Raw genomic sequence first — 17,400 nt, forward strand, 5'->3', positions numbered from 1 at the left:
CGATTAGCTCCGTCCAGTTCTTCGCCGGGTTCGATCGCCCGGCGAAATAACACTGCTAGATCGAGGCATGTCGAGCAGTGCGGGACGCGACGTCCAAGCAAAAGTGGCAGCCACGTTGAGTCACGTGATTCTCGACTGAGCGCCAGCGTCATTGGCTGTTTTGACCTGTTCTCAAGTCCACGAGCAATCACTTAGTTCGGCTTTTCCGACGACTGGGCACCGAATCCGCAATTGCGAGGCTTCTCACCTCTTTTTACGAAAGCAGTGACATAGGCGCACAGCAGAAGCCTCGGCCTCCAATAGATCGCCTGTGGTCCACAGATGCGTGTTCCTGCTGTCAGTTTTCCGGAGTGCACCACTTTGTCGGTTGGCTGGTTCAGGAGACTGCGGCGGCAATGCGCACGGAGCCAGACCAGATAAACATTTCCATGCCAGCTCTAGTGGGCGAAGCTCCAAGAGGCTTATCATGACGATTCATTAAAGCCCTTGAAAGAATTGCAGTCCGGTATCTCAGCTTCAAATTATCACTAGTCTGAGGTTCCGGACTCTCTTGACCATTTCGCTGATCCGACATGCTTGTGACTGCCATTACATAGGTGGCGGGGGTTGAAGCGCACCAGCAAAGGTGAGTAGGAGCCCACTAAGCATCTAGGAATCTCGGAGGAGCTATATGCGAACTAGCCAGACAAGCCAAAACATGAAATGCGGCTTGAGTACACGGCATATCAGATTTATCGCCCTAGGGCCTGCGATCGGCACTGGCTTATTCTACGGTTCTGCAAGCGCCATTCAAATGGCTGGTCCAGCCGTGCTGCTGGCCTACATACTCGGTGGCGCAGTGGTGTTCATGGTGATGCGTGCGTTGGGAGAAATGGCCGTCCGCAATCCGACCTCCGGCTCATTCGCAACTATGCCACTGAATTTGTCGGGCGTTTCGCTGGCTTCGCCACAGGGTGGACTTACACCTTTGAAATGTTTGTGGTGGCTCTGGCAGATGTGACAGCTTTTGGCGTGTATATGGGCTTCTGGTTCCCTAACGTTGAACGATGGATCTGGATCTTGGCGGTTGTTTTCTTCATCGCTGCCGTGAACCTGCTTTCGGTCAAAGTCTTCGGGGAACTGGAGTTCTGGTTCTCGCTGGTCAAGGTCGTCGCCATCGTTGCAATGATCGCCGGTGGAGTTCTCGTAATTGTCTTCGGTCTGGGAAATCAAAGCGAAGGCGCCGCTGGTCTATCCAATCTCTTCGCTAACGAGGGTTTCATGCCGCACGGCATTTGGTGAGTTCTCGCCTCGCTGACGATCGTCATGTTTGCATTCAGTGGCACCGAGGTAATCGGCTTTACTGCCGGCGAAGCACAAAACCCCCGAAAGGTCATACCGCAGGCGATCAACTCTGTCCCAGTGCGCATCCTATTGTTCTACGTACTGACGCTCGGTGTCATCATGTGCATTCAGCCATGGAACACGATCGTTGGCAATGAGAGTCCATTCGTCTCGATCTTCTCCAGCATCGGTTTCTCGTCTGCAACGAACGTTCTGAATTTCATCGTCATCACAGCGGCACTTTCAGCAATCAACGCGGACATCTTCGGCGCAGGACGCATGATTCACGGCATGGTCAAGCAAGGCCAGGCACCCCAGGTGTTCACGAAGACCACGGCCAACGGTGTCCCATGGGTGATATCTTTATCGATGATCGGTGCGCTGCTTATCGGTGTCGTGCTGAACATATGGTTCGAAGACCAGATCTTCTTCCTGATCGCTGCATTGGCTACGTCCGCGACCGTTGTCGTTTGGTCGATGATCTTGATCTCGCATATCCGGATGAAGCATCGGATAGACAGAGATGCTCTTGAACCATCAGCATTCCCAGTTCCGTTGTGGCCCGTGGATGGAAGGGACCTCAGCAGCTGAACGGCGATAGCCTCAAAGAATGCTGGGGCCGTGACCTAGGCCTACTGCAAGGTGACCCGTAATGAGGGCACAAACAGCGCCGTGCACCGGACAGCTATTGCATAGGCAAGTCATCTAGTTCACCTTTGCCTGCCGTAAGCCTTAGTCTCAGGTAAATACCTGCAGACACCGACTCGTGGAGATGACGATGGCAACTACCCACGCTGAATTCCTAGATGCCTTAAGCGCAGCGTTACCGGACGAAGCCCTCGAAACATCGCGTGTGGTGCTTCGAGAAAACTCCAGGGACTTCGGGCAATTGTCGGGAAATCCCGTTGAACCGCTAGCCGTGGTTTTCGCCAGTTCCGTAGCGGATGTCCAACGAGTTCTACGCTTGGCCACTGAATACAAGGTGCCGGTGATTAGCCGCGGTGCCGGCACTGGTGTTTCCGGGGGCGTTCACGTGCTAGGCGATGCCATCGTGTTGAACCTGAGTAGAATGAATAGAATTCTAGAAATCCGCCCGGAAGATGAAGTCGCTGTTGTTGAACCTGGCGTCATCAATCATCAGCTGAACGAAGCCGTTGCAGAATTCGGTCTCATGTATGCCCCGGATCCTGCGAGCTACAAGATGTCGACGATCGGTGGCAATATCGCTACCAATGCTGGTGGTTTGCGTTGCGCGAAATATGGCGTCACTCGTGAATCCGTCCTCTCACTAGACGTCGTATTGGCTGACGGCCGGCTAATCCGAGTTGGCAAGAACACGTTCAAGGGCGTCGCTGGCTATGATCTCGCTGCCCTATTCACAGGGTCCGAGGGCACATTGGGCGTCGTCGTTCGCGCAGTTGTTCGATTGCGCTATCTTCCAGTGGATGAAAGGGACATAACGCTATTGTTCCTCAGCTTGGAGGAGGCAGTCGAAGGCGTTCAATTGATTGCCAAAGCTAGAATCCAACCTGCCATTCTGGAACTGATCGATCACTCGACGTTGCTCATTCTCGATGAACAGTACTCAACGAATTACGCAGGCCTCGGCGGTGCCATGTTGCTGGCTCGACTAGATGGCTATGGCGCCGAGCGTGAAGAATCTGCTCTCCGTGAAGTTTTCGAAGAACGCAATGCACAGCTAAGCAATTCAGCGGATCCCAGAGCTACGAAGCTGATCGAAATGCGCCGAACCAGCCGCGGTGATACCAAAGATGATGCTTACCGCACTGGCGAAGATGTCGCCATTCCGAAAAGCAGAATGGTTGAATACGTGCACCGCGTTCAACAAGTGGCACGCGAAGAGAACGTCGACATGCGGATGATTTCGCATGTGGGCGATGGCAATCTGCACCCGACATTCTCTGTAGAACCAGAAGACGGTGTGGACCCCTTAGCCAGGCTAGACCGTGCGGTTGAGGCCTCAGTGCGCATTGCTTTGGAACTAGGCGGCACGATTACCGGTGAACACGGTGTCGGATTGATTAAAAAGGATTGGTTGCAATGGGAGCAATCAAGTGAAGTGGTCGAACTCCAACAGGAGATCAAACGTCTTCTGGATCCGTTGAATATCTTGAATCCCGGGAAAGCTATTTAAAGTAAGAACCTACGAGGGGCAGCCAATAAACTGGCGAGGCGAAACGCGCAGGCATGGCGGACTCTGAAAATAGTTCTGCACGGGTGTATAGTGAAAGGGTTGTAACCACGGGATATGGCGCAGCTTGGTAGCGCGCGTCGTTCGGGACGACGAGGTCGCAGGTTCAAATCCTGTTATCCCGACTTGCAGCAAAAGGGGGAACTACGGTTCCCCTTTTTTGCGTTAAGCCGCCCCAGCAACACCCGGTAAAACCTAAATAGCCTTCTGGGTTTTAGGGGGCAATTTGAAGGCTGTCCTGTAGCGAATGGCAGTTCCATAACAAGCGTTCCAGCAAACGAGCTGCAGATCACTCGAGGATATCGCCTCAGGATGTGCGATCTGAGATTTTTTTAGGTATAGTTATATCTCGTGCTAAGGCATTCAATGCGGATCAGTTTCGGCTGCTGAAGCAAACGAATACCAAGTCACATTGGGATATGGTGTAATTGGCAACACAACGGTTTCTGGTTCCGTCATTCTAGGTTCGAGTCCTGGTATCCCAGCGCTTCACCAAAGAAATTTGGTGAGCTGAAGATTTTCTTCAGCATACGGCCCCATCGTATAGCGGCCTAGTACTCTGCCCTCTCACGGCAGCAACACGGGTTCGAATCCCGTTGGGGTCACCAAAGCAAAAAATCGCGGAACTTATGTTCCGCGATTTTTTTATGCACGAAAACTATGGACGGATTCGAATTCGGCTTTAACTGGAGCTTCCCCAAACTAGGCATCCCTTCGACAAGGCCGGCTTGGTTTGCAGTTGTAAAGTGGATGACGGGACACTGGCCGTAGAGCCGTAGAGCCGTAGAGCCGTAGAGCCGTAGAGCCGTAGAGCCGTATTGCCGTAGAGCCGTAGAGCCACCACTGCGTTTCAACGATCTCTTCATAGGTCCTACTGAAACCTGTCGTGATCGCCTGAGTCGTTGGCTCAATGGATGTACCAGTGAAATACGGACTGACGCAGATTGCGCGCAACACTGAAACGGCATCGAAGGTAGGCCGGCGCCTTCTTGGGTGTAGAACGACACGGTGTCCGTCTTGCCTCGTTGCGAATCATGAACTCCCGTTTTACGGCCTGCGGGACTAGTCCACTCCAGATCACCTGTGGCTAGGGCAACGGCCACCGTGGCGTCCAAGCGCCGTTCGACGTCTAACTTTTGATGACATTACTTTTGGATACAAACGAATACAGCCCATCAAATTCTTCTGCATAGCGATTGCAGCTAGGGGATTTACCGTGGCGGCACTTTGGGTGTTTGGTCAAGGTTCTTGGAATCACGGGGTCGTACGTTTATCCCGCATGGACCAGGCGTTCACAGGCTGCATTGCTGGCATCCGTTTCGATGCTTTGCTTAGCATGGTCTTCGGATCCTGGGCATTGACGATTCTGCCATCCTGAGAATGTTCGCTATTCGTATGGAGATCCAGCAGACATCGAGGCGAGGGCCCTTAGATTCTCGAACCAAGCGAAAGACTCTTGGGGCGTGCCAATATGCCGCCGTGGAACATGCCCTCATAGTGTAACGACGATCACTGCAAAAAGCGTCCTATCGATTTGCGGAGCCCTGAGAACCTGTGTATAGTTTTTATCTGTTGCCGGAACGGAAACACCACGGAATCTACCGAATGTTTACCCGGCAGCCAATCACTTTCCACTCAAGGTTTTCCACCGATTTTGATCGGATCAGGAAGTCTGGTAAGTTGGAAAAGTTGCTCCGGAGCGAAGCAGTGGCCATCAGAGGATGGCTGGTGTGGTGTCGAGAGTGTTTGTTGTTTGAGAACTCAATAGTGTGCCAAGTTTGTTGATACCGAATATTTTTATTTGGTGAATACATAACATTTGCTTGAGGCATTGCACCCCCGTGCAGTGTTCTTGAGTGTTTTATTATTCGCCAGGACTTCATCGGCTTCGCCCTTCTTTTCCAAGGGGTTGCTGGTGGCTTTTTGTTTTTTATGGAGAGTTTGATCCTGGCTCAGGATGAACGCTGGCGGCGTGCTTAACACATGCAAGTCGAACGATGAAGCCCAGCTTGCTGGGTGGATTAGTGGCGAACGGGTGAGTAACACGTGAGTAACCTGCCCCCGACTCTGGGATAAGCCCGGGAAACTGGGTCTAATACCGGATATGACCATGGAACGCATGTTTTGTGGTGGAAAGATTTATCGGTGGGGGATGGACTCGCGGCCTATCAGCTTGTTGGTGAGGTAATGGCTCACCAAGGCGACGACGGGTAGCCGGCCTGAGAGGGTGACCGGCCACACTGGGACTGAGACACGGCCCAGACTCCTACGGGAGGCAGCAGTGGGGAATATTGCACAATGGGCGAAAGCCTGATGCAGCGACGCCGCGTGAGGGATGACGGCCTTCGGGTTGTAAACCTCTTTCAGTAGGGAAGAAGCGAAAGTGACGGTACCTGCAGAAGAAGCGCCGGCTAACTACGTGCCAGCAGCCGCGGTAATACGTAGGGCGCAAGCGTTATCCGGATTTATTGGGCGTAAAGAGCTCGTAGGCGGTTTGTCGCGTCTGCCGTGAAAGTCCGAGGCTCAACCTCGGATCTGCGGTGGGTACGGGCAGACTAGAGTGATGTAGGGGAGACTGGAATTCCTGGTGTAGCGGTGAAATGCGCAGATATCAGGAGGAACACCGATGGCGAAGGCAGGTCTCTGGGCATTTACTGACGCTGAGGAGCGAAAGCATGGGGAGCGAACAGGATTAGATACCCTGGTAGTCCATGCCGTAAACGTTGGGCACTAGGTGTGGGGGACATTCCACGTTTTCCGCGCCGTAGCTAACGCATTAAGTGCCCCGCCTGGGGAGTACGGCCGCAAGGCTAAAACTCAAAGGAATTGACGGGGGCCCGCACAAGCGGCGGAGCATGCGGATTAATTCGATGCAACGCGAAGAACCTTACCAAGGCTTGACATGTGCCAGACCGCTCCAGAGATGGGGTTTCCCTTCGGGGCTGGTTCACAGGTGGTGCATGGTTGTCGTCAGCTCGTGTCGTGAGATGTTGGGTTAAGTCCCGCAACGAGCGCAACCCTCGTTCCATGTTGCCAGCACGTAGTGGTGGGGACTCATGGGAGACTGCCGGGGTCAACTCGGAGGAAGGTGGGGATGACGTCAAATCATCATGCCCCTTATGTCTTGGGCTTCACGCATGCTACAATGGCCGGTACAATGGGTTGCGATACTGTGAGGTGGAGCTAATCCCTAAAAGCCGGTCTCAGTTCGGATTGGGGTCTGCAACTCGACCCCATGAAGTCGGAGTCGCTAGTAATCGCAGATCAGCAACGCTGCGGTGAATACGTTCCCGGGCCTTGTACACACCGCCCGTCAAGTCACGAAAGTTGGTAACACCCGAAGCCGATGGCCTAACCACCTTGTGTGGGGGGAGTCGTCGAAGGTGGGACTGGCGATTGGGACTAAGTCGTAACAAGGTAGCCGTACCGGAAGGTGCGGCTGGATCACCTCCTTTCTAAGGAGCTAACCATTATTGGTTGCCCATGCTGGACACGAGTGTTGTCCGGGTGGGTTGCTCATGGGTGGAATATCAATGGACTCAATACTGGAAAACGTGCTGGCTGATGCTGGTGCGGGGTATTGGCTGTGGCCGCGTGGTGCTTGGGCATCTGCTAGTACGCATTGCAGGGGGTTTTCTTCTTGCGGTGCTGGAATGCGGTGTGTGGGTGTTGTGTGGTTTGTATGGTTTGGCATGCTGTTGGGTTTTGAGGCAACAAGCCTCCTTTCCTGGTGAATGGTTGCCGGGGTTCTTCCTGTGGGGAGGGTCCTGGTGGTGTTCGCTTGGGTGAGGGGTTCTTGGTGTTTCGGTGTTTGTCCTGTGTTTGCTGCAAGGATGTCCTGTTGGATTGATGCTGGCCTTTGGTTGGTGTTGGTTTTGGGGTGTTGTTGCGGGGGTGCGGGGTTGTTGTTTGGGAACTGTATAGTGAACGCGAGCATCTTGCAGATGAGATGAGCTGGGTAGTCCTTTTCCTGGGATTGCCTGGTGTTGGAGTCTTGTCTGCGTGATTTTGTTAGATTGTTTTATTGCTCAATTCTGAGACTTTTATTTGTGTTGAAGTTTTTAAGGGCGCACGGTGGATGCCTTGGCATCAAGAGCCGATGAAGGACGTGGGAATCTGCGATAAGCCTGGTGGAGTCGATAACCGGACGTTGAGACCAGGATTTCCGAATGGGGGAACCCCGCACCATGTTATGTGGTGTGACCTGCAGCTGAATGTATAGGCTGTGTGGAGGGAACGCGGGGAAGTGAAACATCTCAGTACCCGCAGGAAGAGAAAACAATAGTGATTCCGTTAGTAGTGGCGAGCGAACGCGGATGGGGCTAAACCGGTTGGTGTGTGATAGCGGATAGGCGTTGCATCACCGGGGTTGTGGGGTTGACATGTACCAGCGCTATCTTGCTGGTGGGATGAGGTGCAGGCGTATAGGTGAATCGGTTGGAATGCCGGACCAGAGAGGGTGATAGTCCCGTAGGTGTAATGCGTGTCTGCCGTTCTAGTGTTGATACCCGAGTAGCACGGGGCCCGTGAAACCTTGTGTGAATCTGCCAGGACCACCTGGTAAGCCTGAATACTACTTGATGACCGATAGTGAATCAGTACCGTGAGGGAATGGTGAAAAGTACCCCGGGAGGGGAGTGAAATAGTACCTGAAACCGTGCGCTTACAATCCGTTAGAGCCTGGGACTTGTTCCTGGGTGATGGCGTGCCTTTTGAAGAATGAGCCTGCGAGTTAGTGTTACGTCGCGAGGTTAACCCGTGTGGGGAAGCCGTAGCGAAAGCGAGTCTGAATAGGGCGTTTGAGTGGCGTGATCTAGACCCGAAGCGAAGTGATCTACCCATGGCCAGGTTGAAGCGCGTGTAAGAGCGTGTGGAGGACCGAACCCACTTCAGTTGAAAATGGAGGGGATGAGCTGTGGGTAGGGGTGAAAGGCCAATCAAACTTCGTGATAGCTGGTTCTCCCCGAAATGCATTTAGGTGCAGCGTTGCGTGTTTCTTGCTGGAGGTAGAGCTACTGGATAGGCGATGGGCCCTACAAGGTTACTGACCTTAGCCAAACTCCGAATGCCGGCAAGTGAGAGCGCAGCAGTGAGACTGTGGGGGATAAGCTTCATAGTCGAGAGGGAAACAGCCCAGAACGCCAACTAAGGCCCCTAAGCGTGTGCTAAGTGGAAAAGGATGTGGAGTTGCTGTGACAACCAGGAGGTTGGCTTAGAAGCAGCCACCCTTGAAAGAGTGCGTAATAGCTCACTGGTCAAGTGATTCCGCGCCGATAATGTAGCGGGGCTCAAGCACACCGCCGAAGTTGCGTCATTCAAGTATTAGCCTGGTTTCGATTGGGTGCTTGGATGGGTAGGGGAGCGTCGTGTGGACGGTGAAGTCGCGGTGGAAACCAGCGGTGGAGGCCACACGAGTGAGAATGCAGGCATGAGTAGCGAATGACGGGTGAGAAACCCGTCCGCCGAATGATCAAGGGTTCCAGGGTTAAGCTAATCTGCCCTGGGTTAGTCGGGACCTAAGGCGAGGCCGACAGGCGTAGTCGATGGACAACGGGTTGATATTCCCGTACCGGCGAAGGACCGCCCATACCAAGCTGTGGATGCTAACCATGACGGATCATGGCTGTTGCGGCCTTCGGGTTGCTGGTTGTGTGATGTGGTGGGAACCGATGCAGTGAGGTCAGCGTATTAACAGGTGTGACGCAGGAAGGTAGCCGAGCCAGGCAATGGAATTGACCTGGTCCAAGGGTGTAGGAAGAGTGGTTGGCAAATCCGCCGCTCATATGTTCTGAGACCTGATAGGCGCCCCGTTTATGGGGTGATTCGGTGATCCTATGCTGCCTAGAAAAGCATCGGCGCGAGGTCCCAGTCCGCCCGTACCCCAAACCGACACAGGTGATCAGGTAGAGAATACTAAGGCGATCGAGAGAATCATGGTTAAGGAACTCGGCAAAATGCCCCCGTAACTTCGGAAGAAGGGGGGCCTGCCCCGTGATGGAGACGTGCTCTCCGGAGGCGGGTGTGGGCCGCAGAGACCAGGGGGAAGCGACTGTTTACTAAAAACACAGGTCCGTGCGAAGTCGCAAGACGATGTATACGGACTGACTCCTGCCCGGTGCTGGAAGGTTAAGAGGACTGGTTAGCCCTTGTGGCGAAGCTGAGAATTTAAGCCCCAGTAAACGGCGGTGGTAACTATAACCATCCTAAGGTAGCGAAATTCCTTGTCGGGTAAGTTCCGACCTGCACGAATGGAGTAACGACTTCCCCGCTGTCTCAACCATGAACTCGGCGAAATTGCAGTACGAGTAAAGATGCTCGTTACGCGCAGCAGGACGGAAAGACCCCGAGACCTTTACTATAGTTTGGTATTGGTGTTCGGTGCAGCTTGTGTAGGATAGGTGGGAGACTGTGAAGCTTGGACGCTAGTTCAGGTGGAGTCATCGTTGAAATACCACTCTGGCTGTACCGGTCACCTAACTTCGGACCATGATCTGGTTCAGGGACAGTGCCTGATGGGTAGTTTAACTGGGGCGGTTGCCTCCTAAAATGTAACGGAGGCGCCCAAAGGTTCCCTCAGCCTGGTTGGCAATCAGGTGTCGAGTGTAAGTGCACAAGGGAGCTTGACTGTGAGAGTGACAGCTCGAGCAGGGACGAAAGTCGGGACTAGTGATCCGGCGGCACCTCGTGGAAGGGCCGTCGCTCAACGGATAAAAGGTACCTCGGGGATAACAGGCTGATCTTGCCCAAGAGTCCATATCGACGGCATGGTTTGGCACCTCGATGTCGGCTCGTCGCATCCTGGGGCTGGAGTAGGTCCCAAGGGTTGGGCTGTTCGCCCATTAAAGCGGTACGCGAGCTGGGTTTAGAACGTCGTGAGACAGTTCGGTCCCTATCCGCTGCGCGCGTTGGAAATTTGAGAAGGGCTGTCCTTAGTACGAGAGGACCGGGACGGACGAACCTCTGGTGTGTCAGTTGTACTGCCAAGTGCATCGCTGATTAGCTACGTTTGGAAGGGATAACCGCTGAAAGCATCTAAGCGGGAAGCCTGCTTCGAGATGAGATTTCCATGCACCATTGTGTGTGAGAGGCCCCCAGCTAGACCACTGGGTTGATAGGCAGGATGTGGAAGCAAGAACTGAAGACTTGTGCAGCTGACCTGTACTAATAGGCCGATGGCTTTCAACACACAATAAAACAATGATTTGAACTGATGATTTCAATGCTGTTCGCGTTCACTATGCGGTTACGAGACAACAACCTCTAACCAATAAATGCAAGATGAGTTACAAGACTTTGTAGCACCGGAAAACACTGACCAGGAAATATTTGGTTTGTGTGCTTCGTGATTGTTACGGCGGTCATAGCGTGGGGGAAACGCCCGGTCCCATACCGAACCCGGAAGCTAAGGCCCATTGCGCCGATGGTACTGCACTCGTGAGGGTGTGGGAGAGTAGGTCACCGCCGGACTTAACCTAAGTGGGTTTGAGGCTCTAACCAGTGATGGTTGGAGCCTCACCTGTTTAACCCGTGGGAGGGCTTGGGGGTCAGGCATGAGTGCCTGGCCTGTTTTTGTTTAAGGGGATTCGGGTGCTGGCCGCTGCCGCGTCTACCTGCGACCACAAATGCTTGACTTAGGCATCGTATAGTTCAAGTGGACACCGAAAAGCCGCGACTGACTCATCGATGGTCTCTCGACTCATCTTCCAATTGCGAAAGTGGGAAACCGAACGTGAGAACTTATGTCGTTACTGGCGCTGCTTCCGGCATTGGTGCAGCCGCAACTGAATTGATTCGCGAACGTGGGCACAAGGTCATCGGCGTTGATCTACGCGATACTGACGTCGCGACTGACCTGTCGACTCAGGAGGGCCGGAAAAGTGCCATCAAGCAGACTCTATAGCTTTCCGAAGGCAAAATTGACGCTGTCATCGCCGCCGCGGGTATTTCGGCTCCTAAGGCAATTACGGTATCGGTAAACTACTTCGGTGTTACCGAGTATTTGGAAGGCCTCCTGCCATCTCTGGGGCACTCGGAGGCACCACGTGTGGCCGTCGTGTCCTCGATGGCTCCGATCCGGCAGAATTCCGCTGAACTCGTTGAAGCATTGATTACGGGCGACGAAGAGGCAGCCCTGGCCATTGGCGCGGAACTGGAAGCCGCTGGCCCTGGACCGGCTACTTGAACTACCCGTCCTCCTAGCGCGCGCTGAGCCGCTGGGTACGCCGTGAATGCATCACGGAGAAGTGGGCCGGCGCAGGAATCCCATTGAATGCTGCGGCTCCTGGTACCGTGATCACCAACATGACTCGCGAATTGCTGGCCACCGACGAAGGCAAGGCAATGGTCGACAAGAATGTGCCGATGCCGCTGAACTACGACTCTGAGGCTGTGGTGGTCGCCAGGCTGCTGCTGTGGCTGACGAGTGATGAAAACAAAACACCCACGTCACCGGCCAAACCATCTACTGCGATGGCGGTGCCGAGACGACGTTGCGAGGGGATAACATCTGGAGCTAGATCAGGAAGCCGTGTATGGCGAAGGACACTGTTGCCAACCGGTTCTGAAGTGGCGCAACACCTGCGCGCTTGATATAGTTATGGAGTTGTCGCAATCGCGAATGACACCGTAGTTTTCCCGTGGCTAGCCACGAGGTATAGAGTTACGGCGATCATAGCGTGGGGGAAACGCCCAGCTCCATACCGAACCTGGAAGCTAAGACCCACAGCGCCGATGGTACTGCACTCGGGAGGGTGTGGGAGAGTAGGTCATCGCCGGGCATAATTTGCCGAAGGTCCCGAACGAGAGTTCGGGGCCTTCGATGTTTAACCGTGAAGGTGCGCCACCGTTTAAATCATCGGCGGCTCGGAAAATCATTTCCGAGCCGCCGATAATGCAGGTATTAGGCGTGGTCCAAACGCAGACCGCTTTCCGTATCAAACAGGTGCACATGCTGCATATTTGGCGCAATGTTGATGCGCGCTCCACGCTCAGGAGGGGTACGGCCATCAACACGAACAACCACCATCTGGGTTTCGCCGCCCAGCTCCGCTGAGCCGTAGATGTAGGCATCTGCGCCGAGCTCTTCAACCACGTCTACGACAATCTCGATGCCTTCGCCGGCACCGACAATCTCGACGTCCTCTGGACGGAAGCCCAAAGTGGTTCCGCCCTGGGCTCCCGGTGCGTCGATAGCGGTTGAGCCGAAAGCGACCTGTCCATTGGACGACTGCAGCTGGACCAAATTCATGGCGGGGGAACCGATGAAGCCTGCGACGAACACATTGCGTGGGCGATCGTAGAGCTCGCGTGGGGTGCCTACCTGCTGCAATTCGCCGTCCTTGAGCACCGCAACGCGGTCGCCCATGGTCAGCGCTTCCACCTGGTCGTGGGTCACATAAACGGTCGTGACTCCCAGACGTCGTGTCAGAGAAGCGATCTGGGTACGGGTCTGCACGCGCAGCTTTGCATCGAGGTTGGACAGAGGTTCGTCCATCAAGAACACCTGAGGCGAACGGACAATGGCGCGGCCCATGGCTACACGCTGGCGCTGGCCGCCCGAGAGGGCCTTGGGCTTGCGGTCCAAGTACTTCTCCAAGTCGAGAAGCTTGGCGGCCTCCAACACGCGCTGCTTGCGTTCTTCCTTGTTCACGCCGGCGATCTTCAAGGCAAAGCCCATATTCTCGGCAACGGTCATGTGGGGGTACAGCGCGTAGTTCTGGAAGACCATGGCGATGTCACGGTCCTTTGGCGGAACGTTGGTCACGTCCTTGTCGCCAATGAGAATGCGGCCGGAATTTACTTCTTCCAAGCCTGCAAGCATGCGCAGAGTGGTGGACTTGCCGCAACCCGAGGGGCCAACCAAAACGAGGAATTCTCCATCCTGGATTTCCAAGTCGATAGCGTCGACGGAGGGCACTAGTGCGCCCGGATAAATGCGGGTGGCCTTTTCAAAGGTCACAGTTGCCATGATGACAATCCTTTCACGGGCAGGTACGTGCCCGACGATCCGTAGTGAAAGTGAATTGGGACACTTCAGTTTCGCATGGAAATCAGACTTTTCAAAATATCTGGCAATTCAGCAGGCGAAGAGATTGAGTACGCTGCCGCTGTTGGCTCGGAACCCACCTTGATGCCCACATCTTCCGCGCCGAGGACCCTGAATCCGTTCTCGTCGGTGACGTCATCGCCAGCAAAAAGGACCGCCTGCACGTCGAGGGTCTCACGCAGCCACTGCAGGCTTTGGCCTTTGTCGCCGTGATGCACGGTGGCTTCCAAGACCGCCTTGCCATCGAGCAGTTTCACACCGTCCAAATCAGCAAGGGCTTGCCGCGCCTGTGCCAAAGCCTTGGCAGCCGCATCCGGCAGTGCCTGGCGGACATGCAGGACCGTGGCCGACGGCTTGTACTCCAAGCTGGCGTTCTCATGCAGCTGTGCGACGTGCTCCAAGCGCTGGGTCACTGTCCCAAGCAGTACGGTTTGCTCGGCGGTCAGCGGCTCATCCTGCCAGTTTGCGCCCAGCCGGGACGGAACCACACGTTCGGCGCCGTGCGAGCCAATGCAAATCCCTGGACGCGGCTGCGGGTAGACCTCGCGCAAGGACTGCAGGTTACGGCCCGACACTACAGCGGTGTATACGCCAGGGCTGGCCGCCAGCTGCTCGAAGGCGGCAGCGGTCTGAGGCAGCGGCCGGGCATCTTGCGGCCGGTCGACCAGCGGGGACATCGTTCCATCAAAGTCCAAAGCCACGAGCACCCGCTCGTGCTCGGCAAACTCAGCCAGCGCGGCATGCAGGGAAGGATCTAGTTCTGGCAATGCGTTCCTCATCAAGGATCACGATTCCCGCGGGAATCTGCTTAGCGAACGATTTCGTGCACGGAGGTGGCCGCATTGATCTCGGCCAGTTCAGCCAGGAAATCATCGGACCATTTGGAAACATCATTGAGCGCCAAATGGCGGTTCATGCGCTTCATCCGGCGTTCCTGCTCCGTCTCGTTCATCTGGACTGCTTCCACGATCCTGGCTTTCATCCCGTCGATGTCGTGGGGATTGACCAGTACGGCCTGGGTCAGCTGATCGGCAGCACCGGTGTACTCCGAGAGCACCAGCACGCCGCGGCCGTCCTGGTGAGCGGCGACGTACTCCTTGGCCACCAGGTTCATGCCATCGCGCAGGGCCGTGACCAGCAGGACGTCGGCGGCCAGGTACATGGCGATCATTTCGCGCAGCGGATAGGACTGATGCAGGTAGCGCAGGGTGGTGTGGCTCAGGGTGTCATGCTGGCCGGTGATCTGGCCGACCATCAGTTCCACCTGGTCGCGCAGCTCGATGTAGCTGTCCACGTTTTCCCGGCTGGGGCTGGCAACCTGGATCAGGCAGACGTCGCCGGCGCGCAGCGTCTGGTCGGAGAGCAGCTCGCCGTAGGCCTTCAGGCGGTGGCGGATGCCCTTGGTGTAGTCCAAGCGGTCCACGCCGAGCATGATGGTTTTCGGGTTGCCCAGCTCATGGCGGATCTGTGCCGCGCGGGCGATGATTTGCGGATCGCGCGATAGCTTGGCGATGTGCTCCGTATCGATGGAGATCGGATGGGCCTTGGCACGGCAGAGATTCTGCATTTCGTTGCCGGCTGGCGGCGACGCCACATCGCCCTTGGTCGAGTAGCCGGTGAACCGGCGCAGGCAGCGCAGGAAATTGCTGGCATCGGTTTCACGCTGGAATCCGACCAGATCAGCCCCGGCCAGCCCCTCCAGAATCTGCGTGCGCCACGGCAGCTGCGAGAACAGGCTGGCTGCCGGAAACGGTATGTGCAGGAAGAAGCCTATCTTCAGATCAGGGCGTGCCAGCCGCAGCATCTGCGGAACCAGCTGCAGCTGGTAGTCGTGGACCCAAACGGTCGCGTCCGGAGCGACAATATCCAGTACTGCATCGGCGAATCGCCGGTTGATTCTCTTGTACCGGTCCCACCAGGTGCGATGGTATTCCGGTGGCACGATCACGTCGTGGTAGAGCGGCCACAGCGTCGAGTTGGAGAAGCCCTCGTAGTACTGGGTCAAGTCGTCTTCATCCAGGGGGACCGGAACCAGATGGATGTCATCCTTGTCGAAGCTCTCCAGCTCCTCGCCAATACCGCCATGCCAGCCCACCCAAGCGCCTTCGGAGGCGGCCATAACAGGTTCCAGGGCCGTCACCAGGCCACCGGGCGAACGCTGGAATCCTTGCGATCCGTCAGGATTGGTGATGCGGTCCACCGGAAGGCGGTTGGCCACAACCACGAAATCGTAGGAATTCTCGGTCTTTGTACTCGGCGCTGGGTTACCCACTGCAAACCTCCTGGTTTATTCAATCTGATTCACCGGCGTGGTGCAGATTCGTCGGTTCTGAGTGAATGACTTCTCGTCTAATTTCCTCGCTCTTGCTATTTAGCCTAATGAAAACTGGCTGGTAAGGGAACGATGGGGCGGATTGCACCGTCATACGCGTCACTTTTGCGCAGATGCCGTGTACTCAGGATGGGAATGGCAGTGGACAAACCATTTCCGCTGGTCACTTGGTTTAACGCTCATGTTAAGCCGTGAAGGGTACTTTGGGGGTTGTATGCGGAAGATATGTGAGTCCTGTGAAGGTGGATCAATCTTGAGTTTTCACGGATACGGACCCCGGGAATTGGCTAAGCTTGACTCCAGATGATACTTGTCCGCTGACCAAGGAAACGCCAAATACATGTCTACGAATAACCCGCGTCCATCGAAGGCGGAGCGCACCGCGAGTGCCCGTGAGAAGGCGGCGCAGATGCGTGCCGCGCAAGAAGCCGCCCAGAAGCGCAAGTCGCTTTTCGTGAAGCTGGGTGTCTTGGCTGCAGTCATTGTGGTCATCGCACTGGTAGTTACTTTGATCGTGCAGAACAACAACGCCAAGATTGCCGACTCCGGCGCCGTGCCGCAGGGCGGTACCGCAGGGGGCGGCATCATGGTCACCTCTCCAGACACCGTTGCACAGAAGACCATCGAGAACGTGGACATCAAGACCCTTGAAGCGCCTGCCGAAGTGCCGAATCCTGCCACCCCGCGCGACCTGACGGTGGCTGACAAGGGCGAGCCGATCAATATCACCATGTACGTTGATGCCAACTGCGTCCATTGCGCAGACTTCGAGGCCACCTACGGAGACCAGATCGAAGAATGGCTGGCCAATGGCGATGTCACCGTTGAATACCGCAACGTCGGCTACCTGGACCGTGGTTCGCCAACCAACTTCTCCTCGCGCGGTGCCAACGCACTGGCTTGCGTTGCCGACGAGAGCCCAGCTGCCTACATGAGCTTCGTCAAGGCGCTGTGGGGCCACTACCCAGAGGGCGAGATGAAGAACGCCGAGCTGGCGGACCTGGCCATCCAGAACGGTGCAGCGGAATCTGTGACCAAGTGCATCGAGGATGACAAGTTCCGTCCCTTCGTCCAGTACGCCACTACCGCTGGCCAGTACGACGGCGTAGCCGGCACCCCTTCGATCTTCATCCAGGGCAAGGAGTTCGCACTGGGAACCCAGGACTTCCCGACCGAGGTCGAGAAAGCCATCGCTGCCAACAAGTAAGCCCATCCAGCCACCGCTGGACAATTGTCCGGGATCCGGTAGTATCCTTAGTGATCTCGCACCCGGTCGATGGGAAGGAAGCCAATGTTGGCTTCCTTCCCATCGGCATTTAATAAGGCATGCGCTGCGCGGCTGCGCCAATTCGCAGTGCCGCAGGGTTTTCGGATATTCTTATTCGGTACGCCCCCTTAGCTCAGCTGGCCAGAGCGTCTGTCTTGTAAACTGAAGGTCACCGGTTCGAATCCGGTAGGGGGCTCTGATCTGGTCTTGGACCAGCAGCT

Annotated in this window: 7 protein-coding genes, 4 tRNA genes, 4 rRNA genes and 1 pseudogene; 13 read left to right on the top strand and 3 right to left on the bottom strand. The window is 55.6% G+C overall.

What is annotated here, in order from left to right:
* Positions 1–670: 670 nt before the first annotated feature.
* The 11 genes and pseudogenes from JOE62_RS04090 to rrf (JOE62_RS04135) form a co-directional block, all read left to right on the top strand.
* Positions 671–1,887, top strand: a pseudogene (locus tag JOE62_RS04090) (amino acid permease); the annotation flags it as partial.
* A 214-nt stretch (positions 1,888–2,101) separates the two neighbouring features.
* Positions 2,102–3,478: an FAD-binding oxidoreductase gene (locus JOE62_RS04095; protein ID WP_204720552.1), complete on the top strand. Its 1,377-nt coding sequence runs from the start codon at positions 2,102–2,104 to the stop codon at positions 3,476–3,478.
* 108 nt (positions 3,479–3,586) lie between these two features.
* A tRNA-Pro gene (locus JOE62_RS04100) sits at positions 3,587–3,660 on the top strand.
* 288 nt (positions 3,661–3,948) lie between these two features.
* Positions 3,949–4,020: transfer RNA gene (locus JOE62_RS04105), tRNA-Gln, on the top strand.
* 47 nt (positions 4,021–4,067) lie between these two features.
* A tRNA-Glu gene (locus tag JOE62_RS04110) sits at positions 4,068–4,143 on the top strand.
* Positions 4,144–5,464: 1,321 nt separating this feature from the next.
* A 16S ribosomal RNA gene (locus tag JOE62_RS04115) occupies positions 5,465–6,990 on the top strand.
* Positions 6,991–7,586: 596 nt separating this feature from the next.
* Positions 7,587–10,721 (top strand): 23S ribosomal RNA (locus JOE62_RS04120).
* A 164-nt stretch (positions 10,722–10,885) separates the two neighbouring features.
* Positions 10,886–11,002, top strand: a 5S ribosomal RNA gene (gene rrf / locus JOE62_RS04125).
* A gap of 577 nt (positions 11,003–11,579) precedes the next feature.
* Complete coding sequence (locus JOE62_RS16585; protein ID WP_338085741.1) at positions 11,580–11,717, top strand: hypothetical protein; 138 nt, start codon at positions 11,580–11,582, stop codon at positions 11,715–11,717.
* Between the two features lie 83 nt (positions 11,718–11,800).
* Positions 11,801–12,124 carry a Rossmann-fold NAD(P)-binding domain-containing protein gene (locus tag JOE62_RS16590; protein WP_338085742.1) on the top strand — a complete coding sequence of 108 codons (324 nt, stop codon included), beginning with the start codon at positions 11,801–11,803 and terminating at the stop codon, positions 12,122–12,124.
* A 71-nt stretch (positions 12,125–12,195) separates the two neighbouring features.
* Positions 12,196–12,312: ribosomal RNA gene (rrf, locus tag JOE62_RS04135) — 5S ribosomal RNA — on the top strand.
* The 16S, 23S and 5S rRNA genes sit together here, the layout of an rRNA operon.
* Positions 12,313–12,434: 122 nt before the next feature.
* Here the strand turns inward: rrf (JOE62_RS04135) and JOE62_RS04140 are convergent.
* The 3 genes from JOE62_RS04140 to JOE62_RS04150 all read right to left on the bottom strand — a co-directional run bounded on the left by JOE62_RS04140 (position 12,435) and on the right by JOE62_RS04150 (position 15,852).
* Complete coding sequence (locus JOE62_RS04140; RefSeq protein WP_204720554.1) at positions 12,435–13,502, bottom strand: ABC transporter ATP-binding protein; 1,068 nt, start codon at positions 13,500–13,502, stop codon at positions 12,435–12,437.
* A gap of 65 nt (positions 13,503–13,567) precedes the next feature.
* Positions 13,568–14,347, bottom strand: coding sequence for a trehalose-phosphatase (gene otsB, locus JOE62_RS04145; RefSeq protein WP_204720555.1), 780 nt, complete (start codon positions 14,345–14,347; stop codon positions 13,568–13,570).
* Between the two features lie 41 nt (positions 14,348–14,388).
* Positions 14,389–15,852 (bottom strand): trehalose-6-phosphate synthase, encoded by a 1,464-nt coding sequence (locus tag JOE62_RS04150; RefSeq protein WP_204720557.1) that lies wholly within the window; start codon positions 15,850–15,852, stop codon positions 14,389–14,391.
* A 400-nt stretch (positions 15,853–16,252) separates the two neighbouring features.
* Between JOE62_RS04150 and JOE62_RS04155 the strand changes: the two genes are divergently transcribed.
* Both JOE62_RS04155 and JOE62_RS04160 read left to right on the top strand, forming a co-directional pair.
* Positions 16,253–17,119, top strand: a complete 867-nt coding sequence (locus tag JOE62_RS04155; protein ID WP_204720559.1) for a DsbA family protein — start codon at positions 16,253–16,255, stop codon at positions 17,117–17,119.
* Positions 17,120–17,301: 182 nt separating this feature from the next.
* Positions 17,302–17,375 (top strand) — tRNA-Thr (locus JOE62_RS04160).
* Positions 17,376–17,400 lie beyond the last annotated feature (25 nt).

The organism is Glutamicibacter nicotianae (assembly GCF_016907615.1).
GTDB lineage: Bacteria > Actinomycetota > Actinomycetes > Actinomycetales > Micrococcaceae > Glutamicibacter > Glutamicibacter nicotianae.